Genomic DNA, 26992 nt, shown 5'->3' on the forward strand with positions numbered 1-26992 from the left:
CGAGCACGACGATGTTCACGACCATCATCAACACGGCGACCCAACCGAGCTTCGTTTTGGCCGTGCTCGTCTCGATTTCGGTCTTCGCGACGCTCATCACTTTCGTGATGCCCTATTTCGAGCGCGGCGATCTCAACCAGCGCATGAAGGCGGTCGCCGTCGAGCGCGACGAAATCCGTGCCCGGGAACGCGCGCGCCTTAATGCCGAACAGAACCGCCGCGGTTCGCTGCGCCAGGAAAACAACTCCTCGCTGCGCCAGATCGTCGAGAAGCTCAACCTGCGCAAGGCCCTCGTCGACGACAACACGGTCGCGAAACTCCGCTCAGCCGGCTATCGCAGTCCCAATGCGCTCAACCGGTTCCTTCTGGCGCGCTTTGCCTTGCCGTTCTTCTTTCTGGCCGGCGCGGTCTTCTATGTGATGTTCATGGGTGGGCTTGCCGAACAGCCCTTCACAATCAAGCTCCTGTTCTGCATGGTCGCCGCCTATGCCGGGTTCTACGCGCCGAACCTCTACGTCTCCAACAATGCCGGCAAGCGGCAGAAGTCCATCCGGCAGGCCTGGCCTGACGCGCTGGACCTGACGCTGATCTGCGTGGAGTCAGGCGTCTCGATCGAAGCGGCGCTGCGCCGCGTGGCAGACGAAATCGCTGCGCAGTCGACGGCATTGGCCGAGGAGCTCGTTCTCACGACAGCTGAACTCTCCTACCTGCCGGAGCGCCGGCAAGCTTATGAAAACCTCGGCACGCGCACGGGGCTCGAAAGCGTCAAATCCGTCAGCCAAGCGCTGATCCAGGCCGAACGCTACGGAACACCCATCGCCCAGGCCCTGCGCGTGCTTGCCCAGGAAAGCCGCGATCAACGCATGACGGAAGCGGAAAAGAAGGCTGCCGCCCTGCCGCCGAAGCTCACCGTGCCGATGATCCTGTTCTTCCTGCCGGTCCTCTTCGGGGTCATCCTGGGACCTGCCATCATCGGCGTAATGGACACGTTCTGAGTACTATCCCGACGTCCGGTCTGAATGGCCGAGATCGCGCTCGGGAAACGCCGCATCCCGCACGCGCTGCTTCACCACCTTGGCTTCGGGGAAACCGCCGTCACGCTTGCGCTCCCAGACGAGCACGCCATCGACGCTGATCTCGAAGATGCCACCAGTCCCCGGCTCGAGCGAAACCGATCCCAGCTCCTGGCCGAAAGTTTGCAACAGTTCCTGGGCCAGCCAGGCAGAGCGCAGAAGCCAGTTGCACTGGGTACAATAGCGGATGGAGACCGCTGTCTTTTGCCTTTCCCCGGTCACATCGACCTCGTACCGGCGATCTCGCCGAGCCTGTCTTCGAACTCATAGATCGCGCAGGCGATGTGATAGAAGCTGCTCGCCGGTGCAGGCTCGTCGACAAATGTGCCATCGGGGCGCATCTTGTCGAACCATAGCCCTTTGACCGGCGTCTCCAGGAAGCGCCGGAGCGCCGATGCTGCCCGCTCTGTCGAAGCGAGATAGCGGTCACGCTCTGCGCCGGTCGACATCGCAGCCAGCAGGCTTGCAGCTTTCAGCCACTCCGTCTGCGCCCAGAGCCGTGCGATCGGGTCCAAGGCACCGAACGCATCGTCGAGCGCCATGAAGGCGACGCCGCGCGTATCCACGCCGTGGGTCTCTCCGATATCGAACAGCCGGGCGGCATGGGTGACGTGGCGGTCTTCGTCGAGGCTGCCGCGGGCGTGCCGGGCAAGAAGCCAAGCCCACTCAAATTGGTGCCCCGGCTCAACGATCCGGCCCGTCTCGTCCGGCATCGGCAACCAGTCGCGGCCGAAATATTCCCGCAGCGCACCTGTCTCGGCATCGATGAAGCTGCGCGTGGCGAGTGATGCGATCTCGTCCGCGAGCGCGGCGAATGCGCCTGTGTCCGCATCGGGCACTGCCGTCCAGGCCTGCGCCGCCTCGAAGAGATGCATGTGCGGATTGGACTTGAGCGGTGCCGTCGGTGGCTCTGTTTCCTCGAAGCCGGCGACCGGATGGGCAAACCGCGCCTTCAAAAGCGACAGAAGGGCCGAGGCTTCTTCATGCAGCGCGCCACGCTTATCCGGAAACACCTTCGCTGCCGAGGCGAGCGCCAGGAGAACAAAGGCATGGTTGTAGAGATCGAACCGATCGTCGATCAGCCTGTCGGTTCCGGCGACATTTCCGTAGAGACCGTCGCTGCGGCGGTAGATCGTCGTCAGCCGCTCGAGCGCCTGTTCCACCGGCCGCTGCCAATCGCCGCCCCACTGATGCAGCCCCGCTTCGGCATAGACATAGATCTGACGCGGCACCACGCGTGCGCGCACCGGCCCGTTCACGGCTTTGCCTGAATGATCGATCTGCTCCACGAAGCCCCAGTCAGGATCGACGCCGCGATCCGCCCAGAGCGGCAGAGCGTCTTCGTCCAGCCAGCGCCGCAATTCCTGTGCATGCGCTTGAACACGGTCCAAAACGCCACTCATGCCAAAGCGAGCCCTTCGGCGCTTCGACCGAGAAGCCCCGCGAGCGCTGCCACCACCATCGCGTGGTCATCGCGCTGCGGCAGGCCTGAAACGGTGACTGTCCCGATCATGCCAGCACCTTGAACGCGGATCGGGAAGCTGCCGCCATGGGCCGCGTAATCGGCATCGGCTAATGCGTATTTTCCGTCGAGCGTCGCCTCCGCCCGCTTCAGCCCGAGACCGACGGCATAGCTCGCCCGCTGAAAATGAATAGCGACGTTGCGCTTGCGCCGGATCCAGTTGCTGTTGTCGAGCGTCGCGCCGCCAACGACGGTATGAAACAGGCATTGCCCGGCGATGGTGATATCGATCGCAACCGATACCTGCGCCGCTTTTGCGGCATCGCGCAGAAGCGTGCCCAGTTGCCAGGCCTGATCCGCATCGAAAGTCGGAAATACGAGCGCATCTTCCTGCTCGGCGATCCGTCTCAGATCGGCTTCGATATCCTGCATGGTCGGTCCTTCGCGGTTCAGGCGCTTGTCGCGCTATCCTTCCACAGCCAGGCAGCGCCGCGAACCCCCGAACTGTCGCCATGCACCGCCTTGCGGATCGGCGTTTCGAAACCATCGCCGAAAATGTAGGTCTCGATCAGCGGCGGGAGGTCGCTGTAGAGCTCGTCGACATTGGACATACCGCCGCCCAGTACGAAGACATCGGGATCGACGACGTTGACCAGAAGCGCGAGACTGCGGGCGAGGCGATCGGCGAAGCGGCGGTAGACACCATCGGCCACAGCATCGCCGGCGCGCTTGTCCGTCAGGATGTCGCGTCCGCGCTTTTCCCGGCCGGTCGTCAGGCGATAGTCGAGCTCGAGCCCGGTGCCCGACGCATACATTTCCTGGCAGCCGGTCTTGCCGCACCAGCAGGCATGGCCGGGATATTCGTCGGCCCGCATCCAAGGCAGCGGGTAGTGGCCGATCTCGCCGGCAAAGCCCTGAAATCCGGCATGCACGCGGCCTTCGATCACCAGCCCTCCGCCATGGCCGGTGCCGATGATGATGCCGAAGACGACATGGGTGCCCTGTCCCGCTCCATCCACCGCCTCCGATACGGCAAAGCAATTGCCGTCATTGGTGATACGCACCGGGCGGTCGAGCGCGGTCTGCAGATCGGCGCCGAGCGGCTTGCCGTTGAGAAAGGTCGTGTTGGCGTTGCGAATGAGGCCGGTGCGCGGCGACGGGCTGCCCGGAATGCCGAGGCCGACCGTGCCACGGTCGCCCGTCTCGCCTTCCACGCGCGCGACGAGGTCGCGCACCGCCGTCACGCAAGCGTCATAGCCGGCCCGCGGCGTGTCGATTCGATGGCGTGCGCGCGTCTCGCCATGGGGCGAGAGCGCGATCACTTCCATCTTGGTGCCGCCCCAATCGATACCGATCAGCATTGTCTCACCGGTCAGGCGAGGCGCTGAGTCGTCTTGGGATCGAACACGACGGCCTTGTCCAGATTGAAGGCGAACTGGAATGTCTCGCCGGCGCGCGCATCGACATCGGAGCGCACGCGGGCGGTGATCTCCTTGCCGGCGATCTTGGTCACGACGAAGGTGTCGGAGCCGGTCGGCTCGACGAGATCGACAAGCGCATCGACGAAGCTCACGGAATTCGCTTCGGGATCCGTCAGGCCGCGATCGGTGATCGCTTCAGGTCGGATTCCCAGAATGACGCTCTGCCCATCGACGAACGTGGTTTCGCGAACGGAACTCGGCATGGCGAGACGGATCGGCCCATCGCTGCCGCTTCCAGCAAATTCGATCGCCCGTTCCGCGCCGTTGGTGACCACCTTGCCTTCCAGCAGGTTCATCGCGGGAGAGCCCATGAAATCGGCGACGAACAGATTGGCGGGGCGACGATAGATTTCTTCCGGCGAGCCCACCTGCTGAACGATGCCTTCCTTGAGCACCGCGATCTTGGTCGCCATGGTCATCGCCTCGATCTGGTCGTGAGTGACGTAGACGATCGTGGCACCGGTATCGCGGTGCAGGCGCTTAATCTCGGCCCGCATTTCCACGCGCAGCTTCGCGTCGAGGTTCGACAGCGGTTCGTCGAACAGAAATACGCGCGGCTTGCGCACGAGCGCGCGGCCCATGGCAACGCGCTGGCGCTGGCCACCGGAGAGCTGGCTCGGCCGTCGCTTGAGGAGATGCTCGATCTGCAGCGTCTTCGCCGCCGCCTTCACCGCTTCCTCGCGTTCGGGTTTCGCCACGCCGCGCATTTCGAGCGCAAAGGCGATGTTCCCCTCCACCGTCATGTTCGGGTAGAGCGCGTAGGATTGGAACACCATCGCGATATCGCGCTTGGACGGGTGCAGGTCGTTGACGATCTCGCCGTCGATGACGATGTCGCCCTTGGTCACGTCGGTCAGGCCGGCCACCGTGTTCAGCAAGGTGGACTTGCCGCAGCCGGATGGGCCGACGAGGACGAGGAACCCGCCCTTGTCGAGCGTGATGTCGATGCCCTTGAGGATGTCGGCACCGGCGATCGTCTTGTAGAGATCGCGAATTTCAAGAAACGCCATGGGCTTATCCCTTCACCGCGCCGGCCATCAGACCGCGCACGAAATAGCGCCCCGCGACGACATAGACGATCAGCGTCGGCAGAGCGGCGAACATGGCGGCTGCCATGTCCACATTGTATTCCTTCACGCCCGTCGACGACGAGACGAGGTTGTTCAAGGCAACCGTCATCGGCGCTCCACCGCCCGAGGCGAAGGAGACCCCGAACAGGAAGTCGTTCCAGATATTGGTGAACTGGTAGATGACCGTTACGACGATGATCGGCCCGGAGCTTGGCAGCAGGATGCGCCAGAAGATCTTGAAGAAGCCGGCACCGTCCATCTGGGCCGCCTTGATCAGTTCATCCGGAAACGCTTCGTAGTAATTGCGGAAAAACAGCGTCGTGAAGCCGAGACCGTAGACGACGTGGACAAGCACGAGCCCCGTCGTGGAATTCGACAGGCCGATGAGCCCGAGCACGCGCGCCATCGGGATCAGGACCGCCTGGAACGGGATGAAGCATGCGAATAGCATCATGCCGAAGACGAGCTTGTGGCCGGGAAAGCGCCATTTCGTCAACACGTAGCCATTGAGCGCGCCGAGGATCGTGGAGATCGCCACGGCCGGAATGACCATCTTGATGGAATTCCAGAAATAGCCGCTGATCCCCGTACAATTGACGCCGACGCACGCGGTGCCCCAGGCCTTGGCCCAGGCTTCGAATGACGGCTCTTGGGGCAGCGACAGCATGTTGCCCGAACGGATCTCGGCCAGCGGCTTCAGCGACGTGATGATCATCACGAAGAGCGGTAGCAGGTAGATTAGCGCGAACAGGATCAATATCGCGTAGATGAAATACCGGGCAAAGCGTGCCGAGCCCGGCGAGACGGATGTGGCAGCCGCGCTCATCGCTCACGCTCCCTCAGTTCCGAATAGAGATAGGGGATAATGATGGCGGAGATGCCCATCAGCATCATGACGGCGCTCGCCGAACCAACGGCCATTTGGCTGCGCGTGAAGGTGTAGGCATACATGAAGGTCGACGGCAGTTCCGTCGCGTTCCCAGGTCCGCCGCCGGTCAATGCAATCACAAGGTCGTAGGACTTGATCGCCATGTGGGCGAGCACGATGACGGCCGACAGGAAAGCCGGCCGCAACAGCGGAATGATGATCCGGCGATAAATCGCATAGGTGGAAGCGCCATCGATTTCGGCGGCCTTGATGATTTCGCTGTCGATGCCGCGCAGACCGGCGAGGAACATGGCCATGACGAAGCCGGAGGCCTGCCAGACGCCCGCGATCACGACCGTATAGATCGCCATGTCGGTGCTCGTCAGCCAGTCGAACTCGAAACTTTCCCAGCCCCACTGCTTCATGGTGCGCTCGAGCCCGAGGCCCGGATTGAGGAACCACTTCCACGCCGTACCGGTGACGACGAAAGAAAGCGCCATCGGGTAAAGGAAGATCGGCCTCAGCACGCCTTCGCCGCGAATACGCTGGTCGAGAAGGATCGCAAGCGTCAGACCGATGGCGATGCAGAAGAAGATGTAGAGCGAGCCGAAGATCGCGAGGTTCTGCAGCGCCACATACCAGTTGGGCTGCGACCACAAATTCACATAGGCGCCGAAACCGACCAGTTCATAAACCGGCAGGATGCGCGAATTGGTGAAGGAGAGATAGAGCGTCCATAGGATGAACCCGTAGACGAAGAACAGGATCAGCGCGAAGGAGGGTGCGAGCACCACTTTCGGCAGGATGTCGCGGGCCTTGTCGAGGACCCCGGCCCTGTGGCGCACCGGCTCGACCGCGTCCACTGTGACGGTCATGTCCGCCCTCTCCCCATGTGTATCGGATTGTTGGGCGCATGGCCGGCACCATCTGCCGGCCATGCGCGCCTTGGGTCGTCGGCGCCGAAGCGCCGATGTTCAAGCCTTAGGGCTTACTGAGCCGAAGCGACGGCCTGCGGCAGGCGCTCGAGCGCTTCGTCGGTGGTGATCTGACCGTTGAGGTGCTGCGTGATCACGTCGTACATGGCTTCCTTGACGGCAGCCGGCTGAGCGTGGCCATGGGCCATCGAGCCTGCGAGGTTGCCGCTTTCGGCAGCTTCGGCGAGATCGGCCATGCCCTTCTTGCCGCAATCGTCGAACTCGGTGTCTTCAACGTCGGTACGGGCAGGAACGGAGCCCTTGACGGTGTTGAAGGCAACCTGGAAGGCCGGATCCATGACGGCGGATGCCATCAGGCTCTGTGCTTCGCGCTGATCGTCACCGACTTCGAACATGACGAACTGGTCGGAGTTGAACAGAACGCTGCCCTGGGTGCCCGGGAAGCGCATGCACACGAAGTCTTCGCCCGGCGTCAGGTCTGCGCGCAGGAACTCGCCCTTTGCCCAGTCGCCCATCTGCTGTGCGCCGGCTTCGCCTTCGATGACCATGGCCGATGCCAGGTTCCAGTCGCGGCCCGAGAAGTTCTCGTCGAAATAGGTTGCGAGCTGGGTCATGTGATCGAAGACTTCGCGCATCGTGTCGCCGGTCAGCGCTTCTTCGTTCAGATCGATGACGGCTTCACGATAGAAGTCCATGCCACCGACGGAAAGAACGACGTTTTCCCAAAGCGTCGCATCCTGCCAGGGCTGGCCACCATGGGCGAGCGGGGTGATGCCCTGCTCCTTGAAGGAGTCGAGCATGGCAATCAGGCCAGCGAAATCGGTCGGCTCTTCGCCGCCTGCCGCATCGAAGGCTTCCTTGTTCACCCAGAGCCAGTTGGTCGAGTGCACGTTGACGGGAGCAGCGATCCAGTTGCCGTCGTACTTGGAGAACTCCTGAAGAGCGGCCGGCACGACATCGTCCCAGCCTTCTTCGGCCGCGAGATCGTTCAGGTTGGCGACGACGCCGAGTTCAGCCCAGTCCTTGATGTCGAAACCGAGCATCTGAACGGCCGTCGGCGCATCGCCGGACGTGACGCGGGCGCGCAGAGCGGTCATGGCCTGGGTACCGCCACCGCCGGCAACCGGCATGTCGGTCCAGCTGACGCCTTCACCTTCCAGGTTTTCTTTCAGAACGTTGACAGCTGCAGCCTCGCCACCGGCAGTCCACCAGTGCAGAACTTCAACGCTCTTGTCCTGGGCGCTGGCACTGCCGGCGGAAAGCGCCAGAAGTGCGGTACCAGCGGCCAGTTTTGCAATCGTGCGAATAGTCATGGAAACCTCCCATCGTGTCCGGTTCCTTCCGGACGTGAGGATTTATAACGATACAAGCTTGGAGATTGTCAAGCCGGGAAGATCAAACCGATTTAAAATTGTGCAACAGGCGCGATATGATCGTTTTCTCGCCGTTTCACCTATGCGAATTGTGCTTCCGATCGCCCCTCATTCATGTTTATAACGTTGCAAATGCGTGGGGAGACGCAAAAATCGGGAGGCTGCAGCATGAGTGGACGGGATGATCTCCCGCGCCGGGACGTGGACGATGCCGGCGGCAAGCCGACATTGCGGACGATCGCCGAGATCACCGGTCTTGCGGTCACGACCGTGTCCCGAGCGCTGAGCGGCGCACCGCAGATCGCGCTCGAGACGCGCCAGCGCGTGCGCCAGGTGGCCGATCATATTGGCTACATGCCCGATCGGGCTGCGCAGCGGCTGCGCACAGGGCGCACCAATGTCATCAGCCTCATTCTCGATCCCCACGAGGAAATCATCAATTTCGGCACGTCGCTGATCCGCGGCATCAGCACGGCGCTTAGGCAAACGCCTTACCATCTGGTCATCACCCCCTCTTTCGAAGATGCGCCGAACCTCGATCCCGTGCGCTACATCATGCGTAACCGGATGGCGGACGGCATCATCTTTTCGCGCACGCAGCCTTTCGACGAACGGGTGCGGCTGCTGCTCGAAAACGACTTTCCCTTCGTCTCGCACGGGCGCACGGAACTGTCCGTGCCGCACCCTTACGTCGACTACGACAATGAGGAGTTCGCCTTCCAGGCGACGATGAAGCTGATCGCGGCCGGGCGAACCAAGCCGGCGATCATCCTGCCACCGGAGCGCTTCACCTTTCATCATCATCTGCGCTACGGCTTCATGAAGGCGGTGCGCATGCAGGGCGTCGACTACGAAGTCCTGTCCGGCGTCAGCCTCGACAGCTCGGCGGAGACGATCCATGCGCGCATTCTGGCCCGGCTCGACGAAGCGTCGCCGCCCGACGGCTATGTCTGCGGCGGGGAAGTCTCGGCGCTGGCCGTGATGGCCGCTTACACGGATCGCGCGATGGTGCCTGGCCGGGACGTGGGCATCGTGGCGAAGAAGACCTCGACGCTCTTCACACCTGTCAGGCCGCGGATCGATACGATCGAAGAGGATTTGGCCGCTGCCGGCGAGGCCATGGGGCGGCTGCTTTTGAAGCGCATCGGTGGTGCAGCCGCGGAGGACCTCCAGGAATTGCATCGCCCTCAGATGGAGACCGCCGACGCAACGGCTGCCTGATCCAATCCCGAACGATCGCCGCCCGACGGGGCGGCAAATCCGAGTTTCCCGTCAATAATCGCGCTCGAAGAAGATGCCGAGGCTCGTGTCGCCGTCGGCACCTGCGGCACCGCGTGCTTTCAGGCTGTCGGTGATGTCGAGATCGATCGTGACCTCGCTGGAATCTCCCGAACCGGCCTGGATGCCGAGATAGACGTTCTCGCGCAGATACCGGCCGGCCCTGAGCGCGGCGTTGCCTTGGTCGTCGGTGACGACATCGAGATCATCCAGTCCGGTCGACTGGCGCAACTGACCCAAGAGCGACGTGTTCTGCCCGCCCGAGAGCTCGGCGACGGCAGCGGCAAGCTGTGCGATCTGGAATGCCGACAGGTCGGCGATGCCACGATCGAAGATCAGGCGGGAGATCACCTCGTCTTCCGGCAGCTCCGGCTGCGAGGAGAAGTCGATCTGGATGTCGGACGCCCTTCCCGACACGGTGATGATGACCGTCGTATCGCCGGATTGGGACGAGGCGGTCAGGTTCACGAACGGGTCGAGATCGCCGATGAGCGTGACGTTGCCCTCATCGAACACGATGCGCCGTCCGAGGATGGCGAGGCGACCGCGGATCAGGTCGAACGCGCCCACGGGCTGGACGTTGGTTGCCGGGCCAGTGATGCGAAGGCTGCCGCCGAGTTCCGCATCGAGGCCACGGCCGCGCACGAAGATCTGATTGTTGGCGTTCACCTGGATGTCGAACTGAACCACGCTCGGCCGCGCCGTCGGCACGGGCATTTCGCCGTCCTGGCGCAGACGGGCGCGATTGAGCGTTGCGGCAACGGCCGGCGGCGGGTCGATGTGCCGAACATCCGTCAGGCCATTGGCGCCGCCGCCACCTTCCGGAATGCCGATCTCGGCATTGTCGATGTTGACGGTGCCGGACACCAACGGATCGCGGGTGAGACCGCCGGTGACAGCGAGATTGCCCGAGGCCGTCACGATCAGGAAATCGCCGTCAGCATAGCGCGTCTGGTTGAGTGCGATGTTGATATTGGCCGGGAAGCCGGCGGCGGCATCGAGCGAAATGGTGCCGCCAACGGTGATGGTGCCGCCGGTGGAGAGGCTCGCCTGAAAGGTGTTGATCGTGACCTGCTGGCCCTGGATCGACGCCATGACATTGATGCCGCGCAACTGCACATTCGTATCGGGATCGAGCACGGCGGCGTTTGAGGTGGACACCATGCCGTCGAAGCGCGGATCGGCGATGGAGCCCGACGCCCGCACGGACAGTTCCACAGTGCCATCGACACGCGTGCCGCGCTCGGCCAGCGCCACATTGGCGATGGAGAGCGGGGCGCGGCCCTGCACGTTGACATTCAGGCCGCTGCCGGTGAGCGGAACCGTACCCGACGCGGAGATGTCGATGCCCTGTCCGTTGGTGATCGTGGCCGACGAGAGTGCAACGGACTGGTCGGCGAAGCGGCCGCTGGCAGCGACGCCGAGCGGCGTGATCCCGTTGCTGGCCAGCACGCTTGCCGAGACGCCCGAGCCGGTGACATCGAAAGCAACCACCGGGGCCGCGATCGTTCCCGTCACCCGCGCATCGGCAGAAACGCGGCCCTGAAGCCCCTGATTGCCGGCCAGCGCGTCGATGGTCGCCAGCGGCAGTTCGTTGACGGTGACATCGAGCGCGAGCTGGCCGTCGCCGATCGGCGCAGAGCCGGATATGTTGACGTTGATGCCACCCGCTGCCGCGAGTTCAGCATCGAGGTTCACGCGATTGCCGGACGAGCGACCCGAGGCATCGACCGAAATCGCGCCGAGACCGAGTTCGCGCACCGGTGCGGCCGTGATGCCGCGGCCTTGGACGTCGAAGGTAATGTCCGGCGCATCCCGCGTGCCGCGGATCTGCGCCGTGCCGTTCACTGTGCCGGCCGCCTGGAGATCGGGCATAACGGTGTTGGCGATCGCGAGCGGAAGGGCCCGGATTGCGACATCGAGGTTGATCTCGTTTGCGACCGTGCCGCTTGCCCGGATCTCACCACCGGCCACGTCGAGCACGATGTCGCCCAGCGTATAGCGCTCGCCTTCGACCAGGATTTCTGCCGGTTGCAGAAGCCGTGCCGCCGTCTGGCCTTGCGTCAAAGCAAGTTCGGCCAAGGCCACGCGGAAACCCGTTTCGATGTCTTCCAGCGCACCGGAAAGCGCAATCGTTGTGCCGCCTGCCAGGTTGGCGTTGGCCGTAAAATCCGTCAGGGCGCCCTGCCGGTTGGCCGTCGCGTTGAGCCGCTCAACGACCGTGCCGCCCGCTTCCAGCCCGGCTGCATTTACCGTGCCGTCGATCTTCGGAACCTCGAACAGGTCTTCGATCGTCGCATCGATCTGCGCGGAGGACAGCGTGACGGCCTCGGCAGCAATGTTGGAAAGATTGGCGGAAACGACTGCGTTTTGACGCCCTTCGACGATGATGAACTCGATGTCGGCATTGGCGGCGCCGGTGGCATCCTGAAGCGCAAGCGCAGCCAGCGTCTCGATTTCAGGCGCATCCAGCGTAATCGCGCCGCTCAGCAGGCCATCGGCATTTTGTTCGACCGAGCCGGCAATCGTCGCGCCGCCTGCCCGAAAATCGAGATTGTCGAGGGCGCGGCGCTCCGGTGAGGCGAACAGATCGGCGCTGAGGCCGATGCGCTGACCGTCGAGGAAGGCATCCACCAACAACTCGCCTTCGACGCCATTACCGTAGGGCGAGCCCGTCGTCGCATCGACGCCGATCACGTTGCCCTGGAAACCGAAGGTTGCCTCGCGCAGCGGACGGTCGACGAGTGTGCCGCTCGGGATGCTGCCCTGAAGATCGAGCGCGACGGGACCACCGTCACCGGTCGCAGTTCCCGTCAGTGTCAGCCGGCCGGATGCGTCCTCGCTGACCAGCGCGAGATCGGCGAGCATGATGTCGAGCGCGATGTCGGCGCGCTCCGTCGAATAAACGCCGTCGGCCACCAGGCTGAACTGCTCGTTCTCGATGCGGAAATCACCGGCCTGGAAACCAGCCTCGCCACGGGCAAGCCTGCCGGACAGTTGCACGGTGCTCTCGATCAGCGCGTCGAGCGCGGTCGTACCCACCTGCAGGCCAGTGCCGCTGCCGTCCAGTGTCAGGTCGAATGCGCCAGAAAGCGGCGCCAGCGTGCCGTCGGCCGTCAGATCGATGCTGCCTTCGAGCGGGCGTCCTGCAAGATCGGCGAAAGGCGCGATGCTTTCGGCCACGATGCCGATCGTGCCGGTATAGGCGAACTCTTCGATTGCGCCTGCAAGCTGAAGCGCCAACGCCTCGCCGCGAAGTTCGGCGCGCGACAGTTCCACCGCGCTGCCCGAGGACCATGCGCCATCGATCGCCAGATCGAGCCTCTGCCCGAGCGCACTCGCCACAGCCTCGTCCTCGGCTGCGATGCCCGTCATCGCGCCTTCGACGTTGAAGGTCACGCGCCGGTTTGCCGGATCGTCCAGGGCAGCGGCGATCCCGCCGAAGGTCAGTTCCAGATCGTCTGCGGCAAGAGTGGCCGTTTCCAGCCCGCCGACAGTCAAGGCGCCCGACCAGTTTTCCGAAGCGTCGGCGCCATAATCGACCGTCAGCCGCGCCTGCCGCACACTCGTGTCGCCGCCGGCTACCGGGAGAATCACGGCGTCGCCGGATGGATCGGCAAGGGTGGCTTCAAGGCGAAGGCGCCTGAGGAAATTGTCCGCGCTGGTCTCAGCAGTCGCATTCACGGAGAGGGAGGCCGTGTCGATGGAGAGTGCCTCGACGGCGAGACCACCTTCGTCTCGCACCAGAGCGTCGACGCTCAGGCTGGCGCTATCGCCAAAGAAATCGCGGAAGGCCGGGGCGACAAGGCGCGCAATTGCGCCTTCGACATCGGCATCGACCGCCAGGCCCGCTGCGGTTCGCTCCAGGCGCGAGGTACCGGAAACCACTCGTGTCCCGTCGGCATCGAGCGTCAGCGCAACCGTCAGATCGGCAAGCGGTCCGGAGCCGGCGAGGCTGAGGTCGACCGCAGGCCGGCCTTCGATCGAAAGCAGGTTTGCCAAAATCCCGTCTTGTGGCTCCGAGACGGCAAGGTCGAGGTTGAGCTGCTCGGTGGCATTGGAATAAGCGAGCGCCAGCGTGAGCGATCCGCCCGGACCATCGAGACGCTCGATCGCGAGGTTTGTTTCAAGCGCACCATCAGTCAGGCTGATGCCGCCATTGATCGACAGGATCGATTCGAGACCGAACACCGTCGGGCCAAAGAACACTTCCGGCACGGTCAATTGCTGCAGGCGGATCGCCACGGGCAATTCCGGAAGCGCAAATCCGCCGGCTTCCGGCGGCGGCGCGCCCTCTGCCGGAACCGGCTGGCGGCTGACTTCGATGCGATCGGCCGTTAGGCTTTCGATATCCAACCGGCCGCGCAACAGGGCCGAACGCGTCCAGTCGATGCGCGCATTGATGATTCGCAGCCACACGCCCTCGCGGTCGGCGACGGTGATTTCGCCGATCACGGCCTCGGACGACAGCGCGCCCTGGATGCCGCGCAGACGGATCTGCCGGTTTTCCGCCGACAGCTGGTTCTCGACGAAGCGCGTGAAGGCCGAGCGGGTTTCCGCTTCCTCGTCCTGCGCAAATGCCGGACCAGCGAAGAGAATGGCGAGGACAAGAAGGAGAAAACGGGTCAAAACGCCTGTCCTATCCCGACATAGAGAGCAAAATCCGGATCATCCGGCCCCGGATCGAGCGGGATGGCGGCATCGAGGCGGATCGGCCCGAGACCCGTCTGGTAACGCAGGCCAATGCCGACGCCGACCTTCAGGTCTTCGGAAAAGTCCGGAAAGGATTCCGCGCCGACATAGCCGACGTCGGCAAAGCCGACGAGGCCGATCGAGTCCGTCACCTTGGTACGAATTTCGCCGGATGCCTCGATCAGAGAACGGCCGCCGGTGACTTCGCCGCTTGCGTTGACCACCCCGATCCCGCGATAGGCGTAGCCGCGCGTCGAGCCGCCGCCACCTGAAAGAAAGAGCTTGTCCGGGGGGAGCTCGAAGAGATCGGCGCCCACGATGGAGCCAATCTTGAGCTTGCCTGCCAGCACGAAACGATCGTCCGCATCGATACCATAATAGGCTCGCGCCTCGGCGGTTGCCCGACCCGCTATGTTGCCGAACTCAAACTCGTAGAACGGCTCGGCGGTCACTTCGAGGAAGTAGCCCTCCGTCGCGTCGGCGGAGTTGTCACGCGTGTCATAGGTAAGCTTAGCCGGCAAACCAAAGGTGGTGAAGCTGCGCTCGCCGAGATCGTCTTCGAAGTCGGCATATTTCGCCTCGGCGAAAATCTCGCCGCTCAGATAATCGGAGAAGATGTGCGTGAAGCCCATGCGGGCCGCAACGGACGTCTCGGTATAGACATCGAGCACTTCACGCTTGCCGAGCAGGCTCGCGACGAAGTTCGTGTCCGGCGTGAAGACGCCCGGCCGCGTGAAGGTGGCGCCAAGGGAATAGTCGAATTCCTGAACGTCCAGCGTGTCGCCGATGCCGCCGACCCGCGCGTCGAGCCTGAGACGCTCAGCCTTGCCGAACAGGTTGCGGTGCAACCAGAATGTCTCGACGCCCAGCCCATCGACCGTCGAATAGGTGCCGCCAACCCCCAGGCGGCGGAGCGGGCGCTCCTGGACATTCACCGTCATCGGCAGAAGGCCGTTGCGGGCGATTTCGTCGGCCTCGCGCACGGTGAGTGCTTGGAAGACATCGAGGCGGGCCAGGCGCTGGCGGGCCCGTTCTATATCGTCGGGATCATATTCCTGCCCCTCCGGCAGGTCGGTCATGTAGCGGATATACTCCGCATCCATGCGCTGCGCGCCTTCGACCCGCGTCTGGCCGTAGGCGGCGCGCTGGCTGGGATCGACGATGATCGACACATCCACAGTCTGGGAGTTGTGGTTGGCGGTTACCGTCCGGTCGGCAATCTCCGCCTTGGCAAAGCCCTGTTGCCGCCAGGCTTCGATCGCCAGTCGCTCGCCGCGAATGACCGCGCCGGAGCGGGCGATCTCGCCAGAAGCCAGCCCCTCTTCGGACGGCAGTGCGACTTCGTCACCACGTTCGGTCGCGGGCGGCGCCTGGTTGCCGATCGTTGCCTGGCCAAATGAAAATTGCGGGCCGATATCGACGGTTATGGTCACCACGGCAGGATCGGGCAGCGTGGAGTCGACCGGCAAGTCGGCAGCTTCGCGGCCGTCGACGAGGATGCTGACCGAACCGCCATAATGCCCTTCAGTATAAAGGGCTGCGACCATGCGGGCGTAATCGGACTTGGCCCGGCCGATCAATCCTGCGGATCCGGAGGCTGGTTCGTCGCGGTCGCTCCAGAGCCTGGAGGCACCCCGCACGGCATTGAGGACGCGACCCTCGGCCGGTCCCGCGTCGAACGTCACCTCATAGGATTGCGGATCGCCGATCACATCGGCTTCAGCTGGCTCGCTGCTCCCGAAAATGCGGATGCCGAACAACTCGAAGGCAGCGGCCTGCCCACTCGTCCCGGCAATCAGCACCGCCAAGGCGATGGCTGATGCGCTCTCTCCCAGTCTTCGACGCAACGCGAACCCACTTCCTCGACAGCCGTTCGTCTTGACGCATTGCTGCGCCTTCGGAGCGGCGACCTTACGTAAACGCGGCGGCAATCGGCAAGGCAAGCAGCCCTGATTTCACGTAACTGGCAGCAACGAGGCGTGTTGGTGCAGCAAGATTGCACCACTTGACGTTGGTCGAAAGAGGTTACCGCTCTGTTAAACTCGGCGACAACGATGTGTGAGAACGGGAATGACGCGCCCAAAATGGGCTATGCCATGGTTCTATCAGAGAGTGCTTCTGCTGAATTGCTTCGGGCCGTGCGATCTTGGTCTTCGCTTCATAGGTCCAGACGTTGAACATCTCCAGCGTATGGGGACCGAACGTATGGAACAGCGGAATATCGGCGGCATCCCGCCCCTTAGCGACCGCGATTCGCCCGATCCGTCGCTGGTTGTGGCGCGCGTCGAACGTGTACCAGCGATCGCCGAGATAGACTTCGAACCATGCGTTGAAATCCATCGGTGCTGGATCGACCGGAACGCCGATGTCGCCCATGAAGCCATTGACGTAGCGCGCAGGAATATTGAGGCAGCGGCAAAGTGCCACCGCCAGATGGGCGAAGTCGCGGCACACGCCAACGCGTTCGTCATTGGCCTGGCAGGCAGTGCGTGTCGCGCGGGCATAGCCATAGGAGAAAGTCAGGCGCTCATGCACATAGTCGCATACCGCCTGGACGCGCTCCCAGCCCGACTGGATCGAGCCGAAGCGGCGCCAGGCGAAATCCGACAGATGTTCCGTTTCGCAGTACCGGCTCGGCAGTAGGAAGGCCAAAGCTTCTGCGGGGAGACGGTCGACGGGAACCAATTCGGCGGTCGGGTCATACTCGTCCGGCTCGCCATCGTCTTCAACGACGGCGTCATAGCGCAGTTCCATGCCGCCTTCGGGCACAAGGCAGCGGCGGCAGTCATTGCCATAGATGTCGCGATAGGACGCAAAACGCACGTCCTTAGACGCGCTCAACCCGGTCTCGCCAACGATATCGCGACGACGCTCGGGATGGATCGCGAGATGCATCGTCATCGGCGTCGGCTGGCTGCAGGAAATTCCGATCTCGAAACCAACACGTACCAGCATGATCAACCTCCCTGCGTTTGATCCCGCTACAACCGATGCGAGGCACTCTGGTTCCGCGAGGTATGCGGTTTATCTCGCTATGATTGCAGGCAGTCACGAAAAGGGATCAAAGTCTTTCAGTAGCTTATGCTCAATGGGCGATGAACATCGGCACATCCGTATGAGCGAGCAGATGGCTCGTCGCGCCACCGAAAATCATCTGCCGCAAGCGGCTTTGCGTGTAGGCGCCCTTGATGATCAGGTCCGCACCCAGATCGTGGGCTTGCTTCATGATCGATTCGCCGGGGCCCGAAACGAGCGGTCGCGAGGCAAGCTCGGCGTTCACGCCGTGCCGCTTCAAAAACTCGACCTGGTCGGACGCGCGCGGACCGTCGACTTCCCAGCCTTCCAGGTGCAGAACGATAGCGCGTTCCGCCTGCAGCAGGATCGGCATGGCGAATGCGATGGCGCGGGCCGTTTCGAGACTGCCGTTCCAGGCGATGACGACTCTGCGGCCGATGGCCTTGGGAATTGCCGGCGGAACCAGAAGGACCGGCCGGCCGCTCTCGAAGAGGATCGTTTCCACGGTGGCGATGCGGCTGCCATCACGACGTTGCTCCGGACGAGCCAGCACGACGAGGTCGAACAGGCGCGCATAGCTCGCGACGCGCCCATCCTCTCCAAGCTCGTCCATGGCCCAGCGGTAGCAGGGACCGGTCACCTTGTCGGCACATCGTGGCAATTGAGCCTGCTGCATCTGCTGCTCAAAATGTCGTCGCGCCGTCGTCACCATGTCGCGCCGGTTGTCCGGGTCGATGTAGTGCGGGTCGATCGGAAACTCGGCTGCGATGGTGCGTGACAGATCGGGCGCGAGCGCCATTCCTTCGACAAGACTGCCGAAGACATGGGCAAAGGAGATCGCGCAATCGAAGACGGCGGCACTGGGTTGTTCGGGAACCGGAACCAACAGCGTCTTCATGCACATTCTCCAGTATCAATCAGTGCTTGCGCGCCACCATGCCCGCTTCGCCTGCATCGGGCAATGTCTGCATGCGCATCAGCGCCGAGGCACAGAACCCGTCGTAGACACGCGTCAGTTCCTGTTCGGACACACCGAGGTCGCGGTCTTTCAGATCGGCCGCAAGCCGCTTGAGAAGAAGGCCGGATCCATCGCGTGTCAGAACAGCGTGCGCATGCGTCGAGACATAGCTGTCCGCATCCGCGCCGATCAGGCCGAGCCTGTCTGCGGCCCAGCGCGCCATGTCGCGCATGGCGATGACGCGCATGCGGAATGCCGCTTCGAGATCATGGACGTATTTGAGTTCGAAAGCCCGTTCGCGGTCGTCGAAGAGGGACATGCTGCATACCCCTGAACCAATGAACATTGAAGGATCATACCAGATCGCGGCTCCACTCAAAAGCCGATCGCTTGCGTCTGGCGCTGCTCAAAGAAAATGCCCCGCACTCGAGGAGCACGGGGCATGGTTTGATTGCAGTTTGCAGCAACTGCCGCAGCGCTTAATCGTTACTGGACCGTCGGTGCCTGGGCCGGGCCGGGCTCGTCGGTCGCATCCTGCTCGATCGTGTTCTCACCCACCGGATTTTCCGGCTCCGTCGCCTCGCCGAAGAGTCCGGCGGCCGCCCACGCCAACAAGGCCAGAACCAGGGCAACGATCAGGATCTTCAGGACGGGCAGGCCACGTTCACCCTGACGGGCCTCGCGCGGCGTCAATTTCTCGGTCATGCATCTCTCCGAATTGCATCAGCGCACCGCATCGGCGCGCTATTTCAGCTTCAGATGATGAACGACCTCGCGCTGGGAATGTTCCCTCGGCGCGCGAGGCACAGGACGTCAGATGTCGAGATTGGCGACCGTCAGCGCGTTGTCCTGGATGAACTCGCGGCGGGGTTCGACCTCGTCGCCCATCAGTCTCGTGAAGAGGCTGTCGGCGTCCGTCGCGTCGCTGATCTTGACCTGCAACAGGGAGCGGACATTCGGATCGAGCGTCGTTTCCCAAAGCTGCTCGGCGTTCATTTCGCCAAGACCCTTGTAACGCTGGATCGAAAGACCCTTCCGGCCGATCGCGAAGATCGTGTCCAGCAGCAGGCGCGGTCCGGTCATCTGTGTGCGATCGTCCTTGCGCAGAAGCAGGGGTGTCTCGCCGTAGACCTCGTGCATGCGTGGCGCCATCTGATCGATGTGGCGCGCGTCGGCCGAACCGATGAGGGCGTTGTCGAGCAGATGCGACTCCTTGACGCCGCGCACCGTGCGCTCGAGCCGGATCCCGCCTTCGGAGGTGACCGTGCCCTGCCAGCCGCGCTCGGTGTCTTCGGCAATCATGTCCAGACGCCGTGCGATCTCGTCGGCGGTTTCCTGTGCGCGCTGCGGGTTGCTGGTCAGGTCGGGATTGAGCGCGCCTGCGACAGCGGCCTGCTCGATCACGGAGCGATCATAGCGCGAGTGGATGCCGTCGATCAGCGTGCGGATGCGCAGCGCGTCGTTGATGACGGCACGGAAATCGTTGCCGAGCCGCACTTCACCACTGCCAAGCTCAAGCGAAGCCTCTTCGAGGCCCATGGAGATCAGGTAATCCTCCATGGCCTTCTCGTCCTTCAGGTACTGCGAGGACTTGCCGCGCGTGACCTTATAGAGCGGAGGCTGGGCAATATAGATGTGACCGCGCTCGATCAGTTCCGGCATCTGGCGGAAGAAGAAGGTGAGCAGCAGCGTGCGAATATGGGCGCCGTCGACGTCGGCGTCCGTCATGATGATGATCTTGTGGTAGCGCAGCTTGTCCGGGTTGAACTCGTCCTTGCCGATACCGGCACCGAGCGCCGTGATCAGCGTGCCGACCTGGTCGGACGAGATCATGCGGTCGAAGCGCGCGCGCTCGACGTTGAGGATCTTGCCGCGCAGGGGCAGAATCGCCTGGTTCTGGCGCGACCGGCCGCTCTTGGCCGAGCCGCCTGCGGAATCGCCCTCGACAATGAAAACTTCGGATTTGGCCGGATCGCGTTCCTGGCAATCGGCAAGCTTGCCCGGCAGCGACGTGATGTCGAGCGCGCCCTTGCGCCGCGTCAACTCGCGCGCCTTGCGCGCCGCTTCACGCGCCGAAGCCGCTTCGATGACTTTGCCGACAAGGATCTTCGCCTCAGTCGGGTGTTCTTCCAGCCACTGGTTCAAGCCCTCGTTGACGAGGCTTTCGACCACGGGCCGCACTTCGGACGAAACGAGCTTGTCCTTGGTCTGCGAGGAGAATTTGGGGTCGGGAACCTTGACCGAGAGAACCGCCGTCAGGCCTTCACGGCAATCGTCACCGGTCAGCGAGACCTTTTCCTTCTTCGTCAGGCCCGATGTCTCGCCATAGGACACGATCTGGCGCGTCAGCGCGCCGCGGAAACCGGCCATATGGGTGCCGCCGTCCCGCTGGGGGATGTTGTTGGTGAAGGCCAGCACGTTTTCGTGGTAGCTGTCGTTCCACCACATCGCCACTTCGACCGTGATGCCGTCCTTTTCGCCGATCATCGTGATCGGAGCGGGGACGAGCGCCTTTTTGGAACGGTCGAGATATTTGACAAAGGCCTCGAGACCGCCCTCGTAGAGCATCTCGACTTCCTTGACGTCGGCATGCCGCTTGTCGGTCAGCTTGATGTGGACGCCCGAGTTCAGGAAGGCGAGTTCACGCAGCCGGTGTTCCAGCGTGCCGAAATCGAATTCCGTCATCGTGAACGTCTCGCCGGAGGGCAAGAAGGTGATTTCCGTGCCGGTGTGGTTCCCGGCCTCGCCCGTGACCGCGAGCGGTGCATCCGCAACGCCGTGCGTGAAGCTCATCTCGTGCCATTTGCCGTTGCGCGCGATGCGCATCTTCAGCATCACGGAAAGCGCGTTGACCACCGAGACGCCGACGCCGTGCAGACCGCCGGAGACCTTGTAGGAGTTCTGGTCAAACTTACCGCCGGCATGGAGCTGGGTCATGATGACCTCGGCGGCGGAAACGCCCTCACCCGTGTGAATGTCGACCGGAATGCCGCGGCCGTTGTCGGTAACGGTGACCGAGCCGTCCGCATTGAGCGTGACCGTGACGATGTCGGCATGGCCGGCAAGAGCCTCGTCGATCGCATTGTCCACAACTTCGTAGACCATGTGGTGCAGGCCCGAGCCGTCATCGGTATCGCCGATATACATGCCCGGCCGCTTGCGCACGGCATCCAGCCCCTTGAGCACCTTGATCGATTCGGCGCCGTATTCGCTGTTTGCGGAAGCCTGCGGCGTTGGCTCGTTCGAAGGGGTATCGCTCATCGTCGGGAATGCTTTCGAAAGGAGGTGGATGACGGTCAGTTGTCGTGCCTAGCGCGACCCGTGGCGGAAACGGCTCCGACCGCATCGAATCGATGTCATTTCACTGTGCAAGATAATCATTCCGCACGGTCACTTCAAACTTTGGCGCCCCAAGATATGGGGATTGCTACCCGAGCAACCCACTTCTCAGGGCTACGGCGACCGCCTGCACGCGATTGGTGGATTTCAGCTTACCCGAAGCGGTGTTGAGATAATAGTTCACTGTGTGCTCGGAGATGCCGATGATCTTGCCGATCTCGAAACTCGTCTTGCCCTCGGCCGTCCAGCGCAGGCATTCGCGCTCGCGCTCGGTGAGACGAGGCTTTTCCTCGTCGCGCGTCCCACGCAGCTTTGCGAGCTGGTCGAATATGCCCGTGGAGACAAGCTGCAGTTCACCCATTTCCTGCATGTCGAGTTCGTCACGCTGGCCCGAGTAGCCGATCGCACCCGTACCGTAGGAGGGGCAGTGCACCGGAAAATATGCCCAGCGGACCATGTCGAACTTGCGGAAGAGATCGACGACCGACGGCCGCTTCCCGGTCTCCAGGTGCGGAAGCTCATCGAGCGTGTATTGGAAGCACATGGCCGATTGGGACAAGCGCTTCAGGATCGGGCTCGAAGACCCCACCTTCCGTTCGTCATAGGTACGGGTGAGTTCGGCAGGCCAGTTGGACAGTTCCGAGAGAGCACCGATCTTCGCCTCGCCGACCGCAGGCAGCTTCAGAACCGTGAAATATGCAAATCCATATTCCTGCGTCTTGGAACGCAGCAACCGCAAGAGGTCGTAAGGCGTCTGCATGTCGCCCATGACGGCCGGCATATCCGATGCACTGGAAATGCCTAGATTCATGCCGCCGTCACCCGCTCCGTCCCGATCGAGCCGCCCAATGTCGTTTCCTGCACGCTCCACGATTGTCGAGTGCCGACAATGGGGCAGGCGCGCCCATGGAGCAAGCAGGAATGCGCGAGAACGCAACCTGTCCTCATCAAATGCTCCCGATCAAATGCCAAGCACACTTGCACGCCATGGTGCACTTGCTAGATGACGGGTCAGCATCCATCCAGGGGTTGCAGTTTCCGGGGCCAGGCTTTGAGCAACCCAATATTTCTCGGTATCGATACCGGCGGCACCTATACGGATGCCGTGCTTTTCAGCGAGACGCGCGGCGTCGTCGCGAAGGCGAAGGCGCTGACCAGCCACGACGACCTCGCGACGGGCATCGCGGCCGCCGCGGATGCCGTGATCGCGCAGTCCGGCATCGATGCAGCGTCTATCGCGCTTGTCTCCCTGTCGACGACGCTCGCGACCAACGCGCTGGTGGAAGGCCGCGGCGGACAGGTCGCACTGGTGGCGATCGGGTTCGAGCCCGCAGACCTCGAACGCGCAGGTCTTCTCGAGGCGCTGTCCGGTGCACCCGTCTACCGGCTGCCAGGCGGCCACGACGTTCACGGCAAACCACGCACGCTCGATCTTTCGGCTCTGCAAGCGGCGCTGCCGACGCTGGCCGAAGAGGCGGAAGCGATTGCAGTCGCCGGCTATTTCGCGGTGCGCAATCCAGAGCATGAGATCGCCGTTCGCGCGCTGATCCGCGAGGCGACCAGCCTGCCGGTCACCTGCAGTCACGAACTTTCGTCGAAACTCGGGGGTCCGAAGCGGGCCTTGACGACGCTTTTGAACGCGCGGCTGATCGGCATGATCGATCGGCTGATATCGGCCAGCACCGCGTTTCTTGCCGCGCGCGGCATCACCGCCCCGCTGATGGTCGTGCGCGGCGACGGCGCGCTGATTTCGGCCTCGGAAGCACGGCTTCGGCCGATCGAAACAATCCTTTCGGGTCCTGCAGCAAGCCTCGTCGGTGCACGCCATCTGACCGGGCTCGATCGCGCCATCGTAGCCGACATCGGCGGAACGACGACGGATATCGCCATTCTGGAAGACGGGCGGCCTCGGCTCGATCCCGAAGGCGCGCTGGTCGGTGGGTTCCGCACCATGGTGGAAGCCGTCGCGATGCAGACGCATGGGCTCGGTGGGGACAGCGATGTCGCTATCCTGCGTGACGGCATCGCCGCCGGCATTCTGCTCGGACCGCGCCGCGTGGTGCCGCTGTCGCTCGCGGCGCTTAGCGACGGCAGCAATCTCGTTTCGGCGCTCAAGCGGCAACTGGCCAACGATCGGCCCGGTCGGCTCGACGGGCGCTTTGCAGCGCGAACCGCCATGACGCCGCCGCGCCATCTGCCGGACCGCGACCGCTTGCTGCTTGCGCGGCTCGGCCACGATTTCCGTCCGCTCGACACAGTCCTCGTCAGTGCGTCCGAACGGTCTGCGCTCGATAGGCTTGCCGGCCAAGGGCTCGTGCGCATCAGCGCTTTCACGCCGACCGACGCGATGCATGTGCTCGGGCGCTTGTCGCTCTGGAACAGCAAAGCCGCGCGGCTCGGCGGGGCGCTTCTCGCCCGTCAGCGCGACGGCAGGGGCGACACGCTGGCCGCCGACGAAGCGGCCCTGGCCGAGCGCGTGATCGCCACGCTGACGGAGATATCCGCCCACAAGGTTCTGGAAGCTGGGCTCAGCGAGGATGCCGCGCGCGGGTTTGGGCCCGCCTTCGATCCGGCACGCACGGAGGCAGTGCGGCGCGCGCTGGCCCGCCCGACATCGATCGTCGGCTTCCGGCTTTCGCTCGATCGCCCGCTGGTCGGGCTGGGCGCTTCTGCTTCCACCTATTATCCGGGGATCGGCGCGTTGCTTGGAGCGGAGATCGTCGTGCCGGACCATGCGGATGTCGCCAACGCGATCGGTGCCGTGGTCGGGCAAATCACCGAGATGGCCGAGGTTCTCGTCACTGCGCCGGAACCAAGCGTCTTCCTTGTCAGCGGCGGTGCGCAGATGGAACTGTTCGACGCCGAGGAACCTGCTCTTAGAAATGCCCGCGAAACCGCAAGCGCAATCGCCCTTGCGAAGGCCGAACGCGCTGGCGCCAGCGATCCGTCATTGGCCGTGGACGAGCACATTTCCGCTCCGGTCATCGACGGGCAGCGCCAGTTCGTCGAAGCGCGGATCCGCGCTGTCAGCTCCGGAAGACCACGGCTTGCGGTCGATCCGGTCTGATTGTTTCCGAAATGGAACAAATCTTTGGAATTGATGATCGATTGACAGGGAATGCGCCGGGCTTATCTCTGGCGTAACGGAAAGTGCGACCAGCCGGTTGCCGCGCCAAGGGAGATCCACGCATGACCACGACCGAGCAGCACGGGCTGACGATCGACACCACGCTTTACGACTTCATCGTCTCGGAAGCTCTGCCGGGGACTGGTGTCGAGGCCGATGCATTCTTCAAGGCGTTATCCGATGCGATCCACGAGCTTGGGCCGAAGAACCGTGCACTGCTTGCCAAGCGGGATGATCTGCAGGCGAAGATCGATGCGTGGCACCGCGAGAACGGCGCACCGTCCGACCTAGAGCGCTACAAGGCGTTCCTCGCTGAGATCGGTTACCTCGTACCTGAAGGCGGCGCTTTTTCCGTCTCGACCGACAATGTCGACCCAGAAATTGCGACAACGGCTGGCCCGCAGCTGGTCGTGCCGGTCATGAACGCACGCTATGCGCTGAACGCAGCCAATGCGCGGTGGGGTTCGCTTTATGACGCGCTCTACGGAACCGACGCGATTTCCGAAGATGATGGTGCCGAAAAGGGCAAGGGTTACAATCCAAAGCGTGGCGCGAAGGTCATCGCCTGGGGCCGCAACTTCCTCAACCAGAGCGCACCGATTCAAGCCGCCTCGGGCGATACCACCTGGGAAAATGTCAGCGGCTTCTCGATCGAAGATGGCCAACTCGTCATCGCGCTGACCGATGGCGCGCTCGGCAAGCTGAAGGACGGCGCGCAGTTTGCCGGCTATCTCGGCGAAGCCTTCGCCCCGACATCGATACTCCTGAAGAAGAACGGCATGCATGTGGAGATCGTCATCGATCGCCGCAGCCCGATCGGTGAAGGCGACAGCGCCGGCATTTCCGATATCCTTCTGGAGTCTGCGCTGACGACCATCCAGGACTGCGAGGATTCCATCGCGGCGGTCGACGCCGAGGACAAGGTCGCGGCCTACCGCAACTGGCTCGGCCTGATGAAGGGCGACCTGGAAGACACATTCGACAAGGGTGGCAAGTCGGTTACGCGCGCGCTCAACGACGACCGCGAATACACCGCGCCGGATGGCTCGACGCTGACCCTGCCCGGCCGTTCGCTGATGCTTATCCGCAATGTCGGCCACCTCATGACCAACCCTGCAATCCTCGACCGGGACGGCAACGAGGTTCCGGAAGGCATGATGGACGGATTTGTCACCGGCCTCATAGCGCTGCACGACGTCGGCGCAAATGGTCGCCGCAAGAATTCGCGCACCGGATCGATGTATGTGGTCAAGCCGAAGATGCACGGGCCTGAGGAAGTGGCCTTTGCGGCGGAAATCTTCACCCGCGTCGAGCAAGCGCTCGGCATGAAGCCAAACACGATCAAGATGGGCATCATGGACGAGGAACGCCGCACCACGGTCAACCTGAAAGAGGCGATCCGGGCTGCCAAGGAGCGCGTCGTCTTCATCAACACCGGGTTCCTCGATCGCACCGGCGACGAAATCCATACCTCGATGGAAGCCGGCCCGATGATCCGCAAGGGCGACATGAAGGCATCGACCTGGATTCAGGCGTATGAGAACTGGAACGTCGATATCGGCTTGGAATGCGGCCTCTCCGGCCATGCCCAGATCGGCAAGGGCATGTGGGCCATGCCGGACATGATGGCTGCGATGCTGGAGCAGAAGATCGGCCACCCGAAGGAGGGCGCCAACACGGCCTGGGTTCCCTCTCCGACCGCTGCGACGCTGCACGCGACGCATTATCACCAGGTCAATGTCGCCGAGGTCCAGGCCGGTCTCAAGTCACGCGGCCGTGCCAAGCTCGACGACATCCTGTCGGTGCCGGTTGCCGAACGTCCCAACTGGACGCCCGAAGACATCCAGCGCGAACTCGACAACAATGCGCAGGGCATTCTCGGCTATGTCGTGCGCTGGGTCGATCAGGGCGTCGGCTGCTCCAAGGTTCCGGACATCAACAATGTCGGCCTGATGGAAGACCGCGCGACGCTGCGCATTTCCGCACAGCACATGGCCAACTGGCTGCACCACGGCGTCGTGACCGAAGCGCAGATCGTCGAAACCATGAAGAAGATGGCGAAAATCGTCGACCAGCAGAACGCCGGGGACAGCGCTTACCGGCCGATGGCTGCCGATTACGACGGATCCATCGCGTTTCAGGCCGCTCTCGATCTCGTTCTCAAGGGCCGCGAGCAGCCCTCCGGCTATACCGAACCGGTCCTGCATCGCCGCCGGCTTGAGCTGAAAGCGGCCACGCGCGGATAACGCGCCGTCCAGCCTCGACCGAACGAGACCATGCGCCTCGCTGTGAAAACGGCGGGGCGCATCTGCATTAAGGAA

The 26992-nt window shown here is 63.1% G+C and carries 20 protein-coding genes; 4 read left to right on the forward strand and 16 right to left on the reverse strand.

All coding sequences use genetic code 11. From position 1 onward, the window contains the following. Positions 1-11: 11 nt before the first annotated feature. Positions 12-995 carry a type II secretion system F family protein gene (locus D5400_RS00500; RefSeq protein ID WP_126006629.1) on the forward strand — a complete coding sequence of 328 codons (984 nt, stop codon included), beginning with the start codon at positions 12-14 and terminating at the stop codon, positions 993-995. 3 nt (positions 996-998) lie between these two features. On the opposite strand, the gene D5400_RS00505 is transcribed toward D5400_RS00500, so the two are convergent. The 8 genes from D5400_RS00505 to D5400_RS00540 form a co-directional block, all read right to left on the reverse strand. Beyond that, the gene (locus D5400_RS00505) at positions 999-1295 is read right to left on the reverse strand and encodes an Rdx family protein (RefSeq protein WP_126006631.1); all 297 of its coding nucleotides are present in this window, start codon (positions 1293-1295) and stop codon (positions 999-1001) included. Further along, positions 1292-2476, reverse strand: coding sequence for an AGE family epimerase/isomerase (locus D5400_RS00510; RefSeq protein ID WP_126006633.1), 1185 nt, complete (start codon positions 2474-2476; stop codon positions 1292-1294). The genes D5400_RS00505 and D5400_RS00510 overlap by 4 nt, the downstream gene beginning before the upstream one ends. Further along, positions 2473-2967 (reverse strand): heme-degrading domain-containing protein, encoded by a 495-nt coding sequence (locus D5400_RS00515; protein ID WP_126006635.1) that lies wholly within the window; start codon positions 2965-2967, stop codon positions 2473-2475. Before D5400_RS00515 ends, D5400_RS00510 begins: the two co-directional genes overlap by 4 nt. Positions 2968-2984: 17 nt before the next feature. Then, positions 2985-3896 (reverse strand): ROK family protein, encoded by a 912-nt coding sequence (locus tag D5400_RS00520; RefSeq protein WP_126006637.1) that lies wholly within the window; start codon positions 3894-3896, stop codon positions 2985-2987. Between the two features lie 11 nt (positions 3897-3907). Beyond that, the gene (locus D5400_RS00525) at positions 3908-5026 is read right to left on the reverse strand and encodes an ABC transporter ATP-binding protein (RefSeq protein WP_126006639.1); all 1119 of its coding nucleotides are present in this window, start codon (positions 5024-5026) and stop codon (positions 3908-3910) included. A gap of 4 nt (positions 5027-5030) precedes the next feature. After that, the gene (locus D5400_RS00530; protein WP_126006641.1) at positions 5031-5912 is read right to left on the reverse strand and encodes a carbohydrate ABC transporter permease; all 882 of its coding nucleotides are present in this window, start codon (positions 5910-5912) and stop codon (positions 5031-5033) included. Continuing rightward, positions 5909-6829, reverse strand: a complete 921-nt coding sequence (locus D5400_RS00535) for a carbohydrate ABC transporter permease (RefSeq protein ID WP_126006643.1) — start codon at positions 6827-6829, stop codon at positions 5909-5911. The genes D5400_RS00530 and D5400_RS00535 overlap by 4 nt, the downstream gene beginning before the upstream one ends. A 113-nt stretch (positions 6830-6942) precedes the next feature. Then, on the reverse strand, positions 6943-8196 hold the full coding sequence (locus D5400_RS00540) for an ABC transporter substrate-binding protein (protein ID WP_205665554.1): 1254 nt from the start codon (positions 8194-8196) through the stop codon (positions 6943-6945). Between the two features lie 234 nt (positions 8197-8430). On the opposite strand from D5400_RS00540, the gene D5400_RS00545 reads away from it, so the two are divergent. Beyond that, positions 8431-9483 carry a LacI family transcriptional regulator gene (locus D5400_RS00545; protein WP_126006648.1) on the forward strand — a complete coding sequence of 351 codons (1053 nt, stop codon included), beginning with the start codon at positions 8431-8433 and terminating at the stop codon, positions 9481-9483. A gap of 51 nt (positions 9484-9534) precedes the next feature. On the opposite strand, the gene D5400_RS00550 is transcribed toward D5400_RS00545, so the two are convergent. The 8 genes from D5400_RS00550 to D5400_RS00585 all read right to left on the reverse strand — a co-directional run bounded on the left by D5400_RS00550 (position 9535) and on the right by D5400_RS00585 (position 22355). Beyond that, on the reverse strand, positions 9535-14169 hold the full coding sequence (locus D5400_RS00550; protein ID WP_126006650.1) for a translocation/assembly module TamB domain-containing protein: 4635 nt from the start codon (positions 14167-14169) through the stop codon (positions 9535-9537). Next, positions 14166-16079 (reverse strand): autotransporter assembly complex protein TamA, encoded by a 1914-nt coding sequence (locus D5400_RS00555; protein ID WP_245451387.1) that lies wholly within the window; start codon positions 16077-16079, stop codon positions 14166-14168. The genes D5400_RS00550 and D5400_RS00555 overlap by 4 nt, the downstream gene beginning before the upstream one ends. Before the next feature lie 178 nt (positions 16080-16257). Then, on the reverse strand, positions 16258-17187 hold the full coding sequence (locus D5400_RS00560) for a transglutaminase-like domain-containing protein (protein ID WP_126006652.1): 930 nt from the start codon (positions 17185-17187) through the stop codon (positions 16258-16260). A 130-nt stretch (positions 17188-17317) separates the two neighbouring features. Beyond that, entirely contained in the window at positions 17318-18145 is an 828-nt protein-coding gene (locus D5400_RS00565) for a universal stress protein (RefSeq protein WP_164527746.1), read from the reverse strand. 19 nt (positions 18146-18164) lie between these two features. Next, positions 18165-18524 (reverse strand): ATPase inhibitor subunit zeta, encoded by a 360-nt coding sequence (locus D5400_RS00570; RefSeq protein ID WP_164527747.1) that lies wholly within the window; start codon positions 18522-18524, stop codon positions 18165-18167. Between the two features lie 167 nt (positions 18525-18691). Then, the gene (locus tag D5400_RS00575; RefSeq protein ID WP_126006658.1) at positions 18692-18910 is read right to left on the reverse strand and encodes a hypothetical protein; all 219 of its coding nucleotides are present in this window, start codon (positions 18908-18910) and stop codon (positions 18692-18694) included. Between the two features lie 108 nt (positions 18911-19018). Then, complete coding sequence (gene gyrB / locus D5400_RS00580) at positions 19019-21466, reverse strand: DNA topoisomerase (ATP-hydrolyzing) subunit B (protein ID WP_126006660.1); 2448 nt, start codon at positions 21464-21466, stop codon at positions 19019-19021. Between the two features lie 166 nt (positions 21467-21632). Further along, positions 21633-22355 carry a helix-turn-helix transcriptional regulator gene (locus tag D5400_RS00585; protein ID WP_205665500.1) on the reverse strand — a complete coding sequence of 241 codons (723 nt, stop codon included), beginning with the start codon at positions 22353-22355 and terminating at the stop codon, positions 21633-21635. A gap of 240 nt (positions 22356-22595) precedes the next feature. Here D5400_RS00585 and D5400_RS00590 point away from each other — a divergent pair, with 240 nt between their 5' ends. Both D5400_RS00590 and D5400_RS00595 read left to right on the forward strand, forming a co-directional pair. Next, positions 22596-24611 carry a hydantoinase/oxoprolinase N-terminal domain-containing protein gene (locus D5400_RS00590; RefSeq protein WP_126006664.1) on the forward strand — a complete coding sequence of 672 codons (2016 nt, stop codon included), beginning with the start codon at positions 22596-22598 and terminating at the stop codon, positions 24609-24611. Between the two features lie 122 nt (positions 24612-24733). After that, positions 24734-26917, forward strand: a complete 2184-nt coding sequence (locus D5400_RS00595) for a malate synthase G (protein WP_126006666.1) — start codon at positions 24734-24736, stop codon at positions 26915-26917. Positions 26918-26992: the final 75 nt, after the last annotated feature.

Source organism: Georhizobium profundi (genome assembly GCF_003952725.1).
Taxonomy (GTDB): Bacteria; Pseudomonadota; Alphaproteobacteria; order Rhizobiales; family Rhizobiaceae; genus Georhizobium; species Georhizobium profundi.

Excerpts from the sequence above, each read along its gene's own strand:
- D5400_RS00500 (WP_126006629.1), top strand. The coding sequence starts at position 12 with ATGTTCACGACCATCATCAACACGGCGACCCAACCGAGCTTCGTTTTG.
- D5400_RS00510 (WP_126006633.1), bottom strand. The coding sequence starts at position 2,476 with ATGAGTGGCGTTTTGGACCGTGTTCAAGCGCATGCACAGGAATTGCGG.
- D5400_RS00515 (WP_126006635.1), bottom strand. The coding sequence starts at position 2,967 with ATGCAGGATATCGAAGCCGATCTGAGACGGATCGCCGAGCAGGAAGAT.
- D5400_RS00520 (WP_126006637.1), bottom strand. The coding sequence starts at position 3,896 with ATGCTGATCGGTATCGATTGGGGCGGCACCAAGATGGAAGTGATCGCG.
- D5400_RS00525 (WP_126006639.1), bottom strand. The coding sequence starts at position 5,026 with ATGGCGTTTCTTGAAATTCGCGATCTCTACAAGACGATCGCCGGTGCC.
- D5400_RS00530 (WP_126006641.1), bottom strand. The coding sequence starts at position 5,912 with ATGAGCGCGGCTGCCACATCCGTCTCGCCGGGCTCGGCACGCTTTGCC.
- D5400_RS00535 (WP_126006643.1), bottom strand. The coding sequence starts at position 6,829 with ATGACCGTCACAGTGGACGCGGTCGAGCCGGTGCGCCACAGGGCCGGG.
- D5400_RS00545 (WP_126006648.1), top strand. The coding sequence starts at position 8,431 with ATGAGTGGACGGGATGATCTCCCGCGCCGGGACGTGGACGATGCCGGC.
- D5400_RS00560 (WP_126006652.1), bottom strand. The coding sequence starts at position 17,187 with ATGCTGGTACGTGTTGGTTTCGAGATCGGAATTTCCTGCAGCCAGCCG.
- D5400_RS00565 (WP_164527746.1), bottom strand. The coding sequence starts at position 18,145 with ATGAAGACGCTGTTGGTTCCGGTTCCCGAACAACCCAGTGCCGCCGTC.
- D5400_RS00570 (WP_164527747.1), bottom strand. The coding sequence starts at position 18,524 with ATGTCCCTCTTCGACGACCGCGAACGGGCTTTCGAACTCAAATACGTC.
- D5400_RS00575 (WP_126006658.1), bottom strand. The coding sequence starts at position 18,910 with ATGACCGAGAAATTGACGCCGCGCGAGGCCCGTCAGGGTGAACGTGGC.
- gyrB (WP_126006660.1), bottom strand. The coding sequence starts at position 21,466 with ATGAGCGATACCCCTTCGAACGAGCCAACGCCGCAGGCTTCCGCAAAC.
- D5400_RS00585 (WP_205665500.1), bottom strand. The coding sequence starts at position 22,355 with ATGAATCTAGGCATTTCCAGTGCATCGGATATGCCGGCCGTCATGGGC.
- D5400_RS00595 (WP_126006666.1), top strand. The coding sequence starts at position 24,734 with ATGACCACGACCGAGCAGCACGGGCTGACGATCGACACCACGCTTTAC.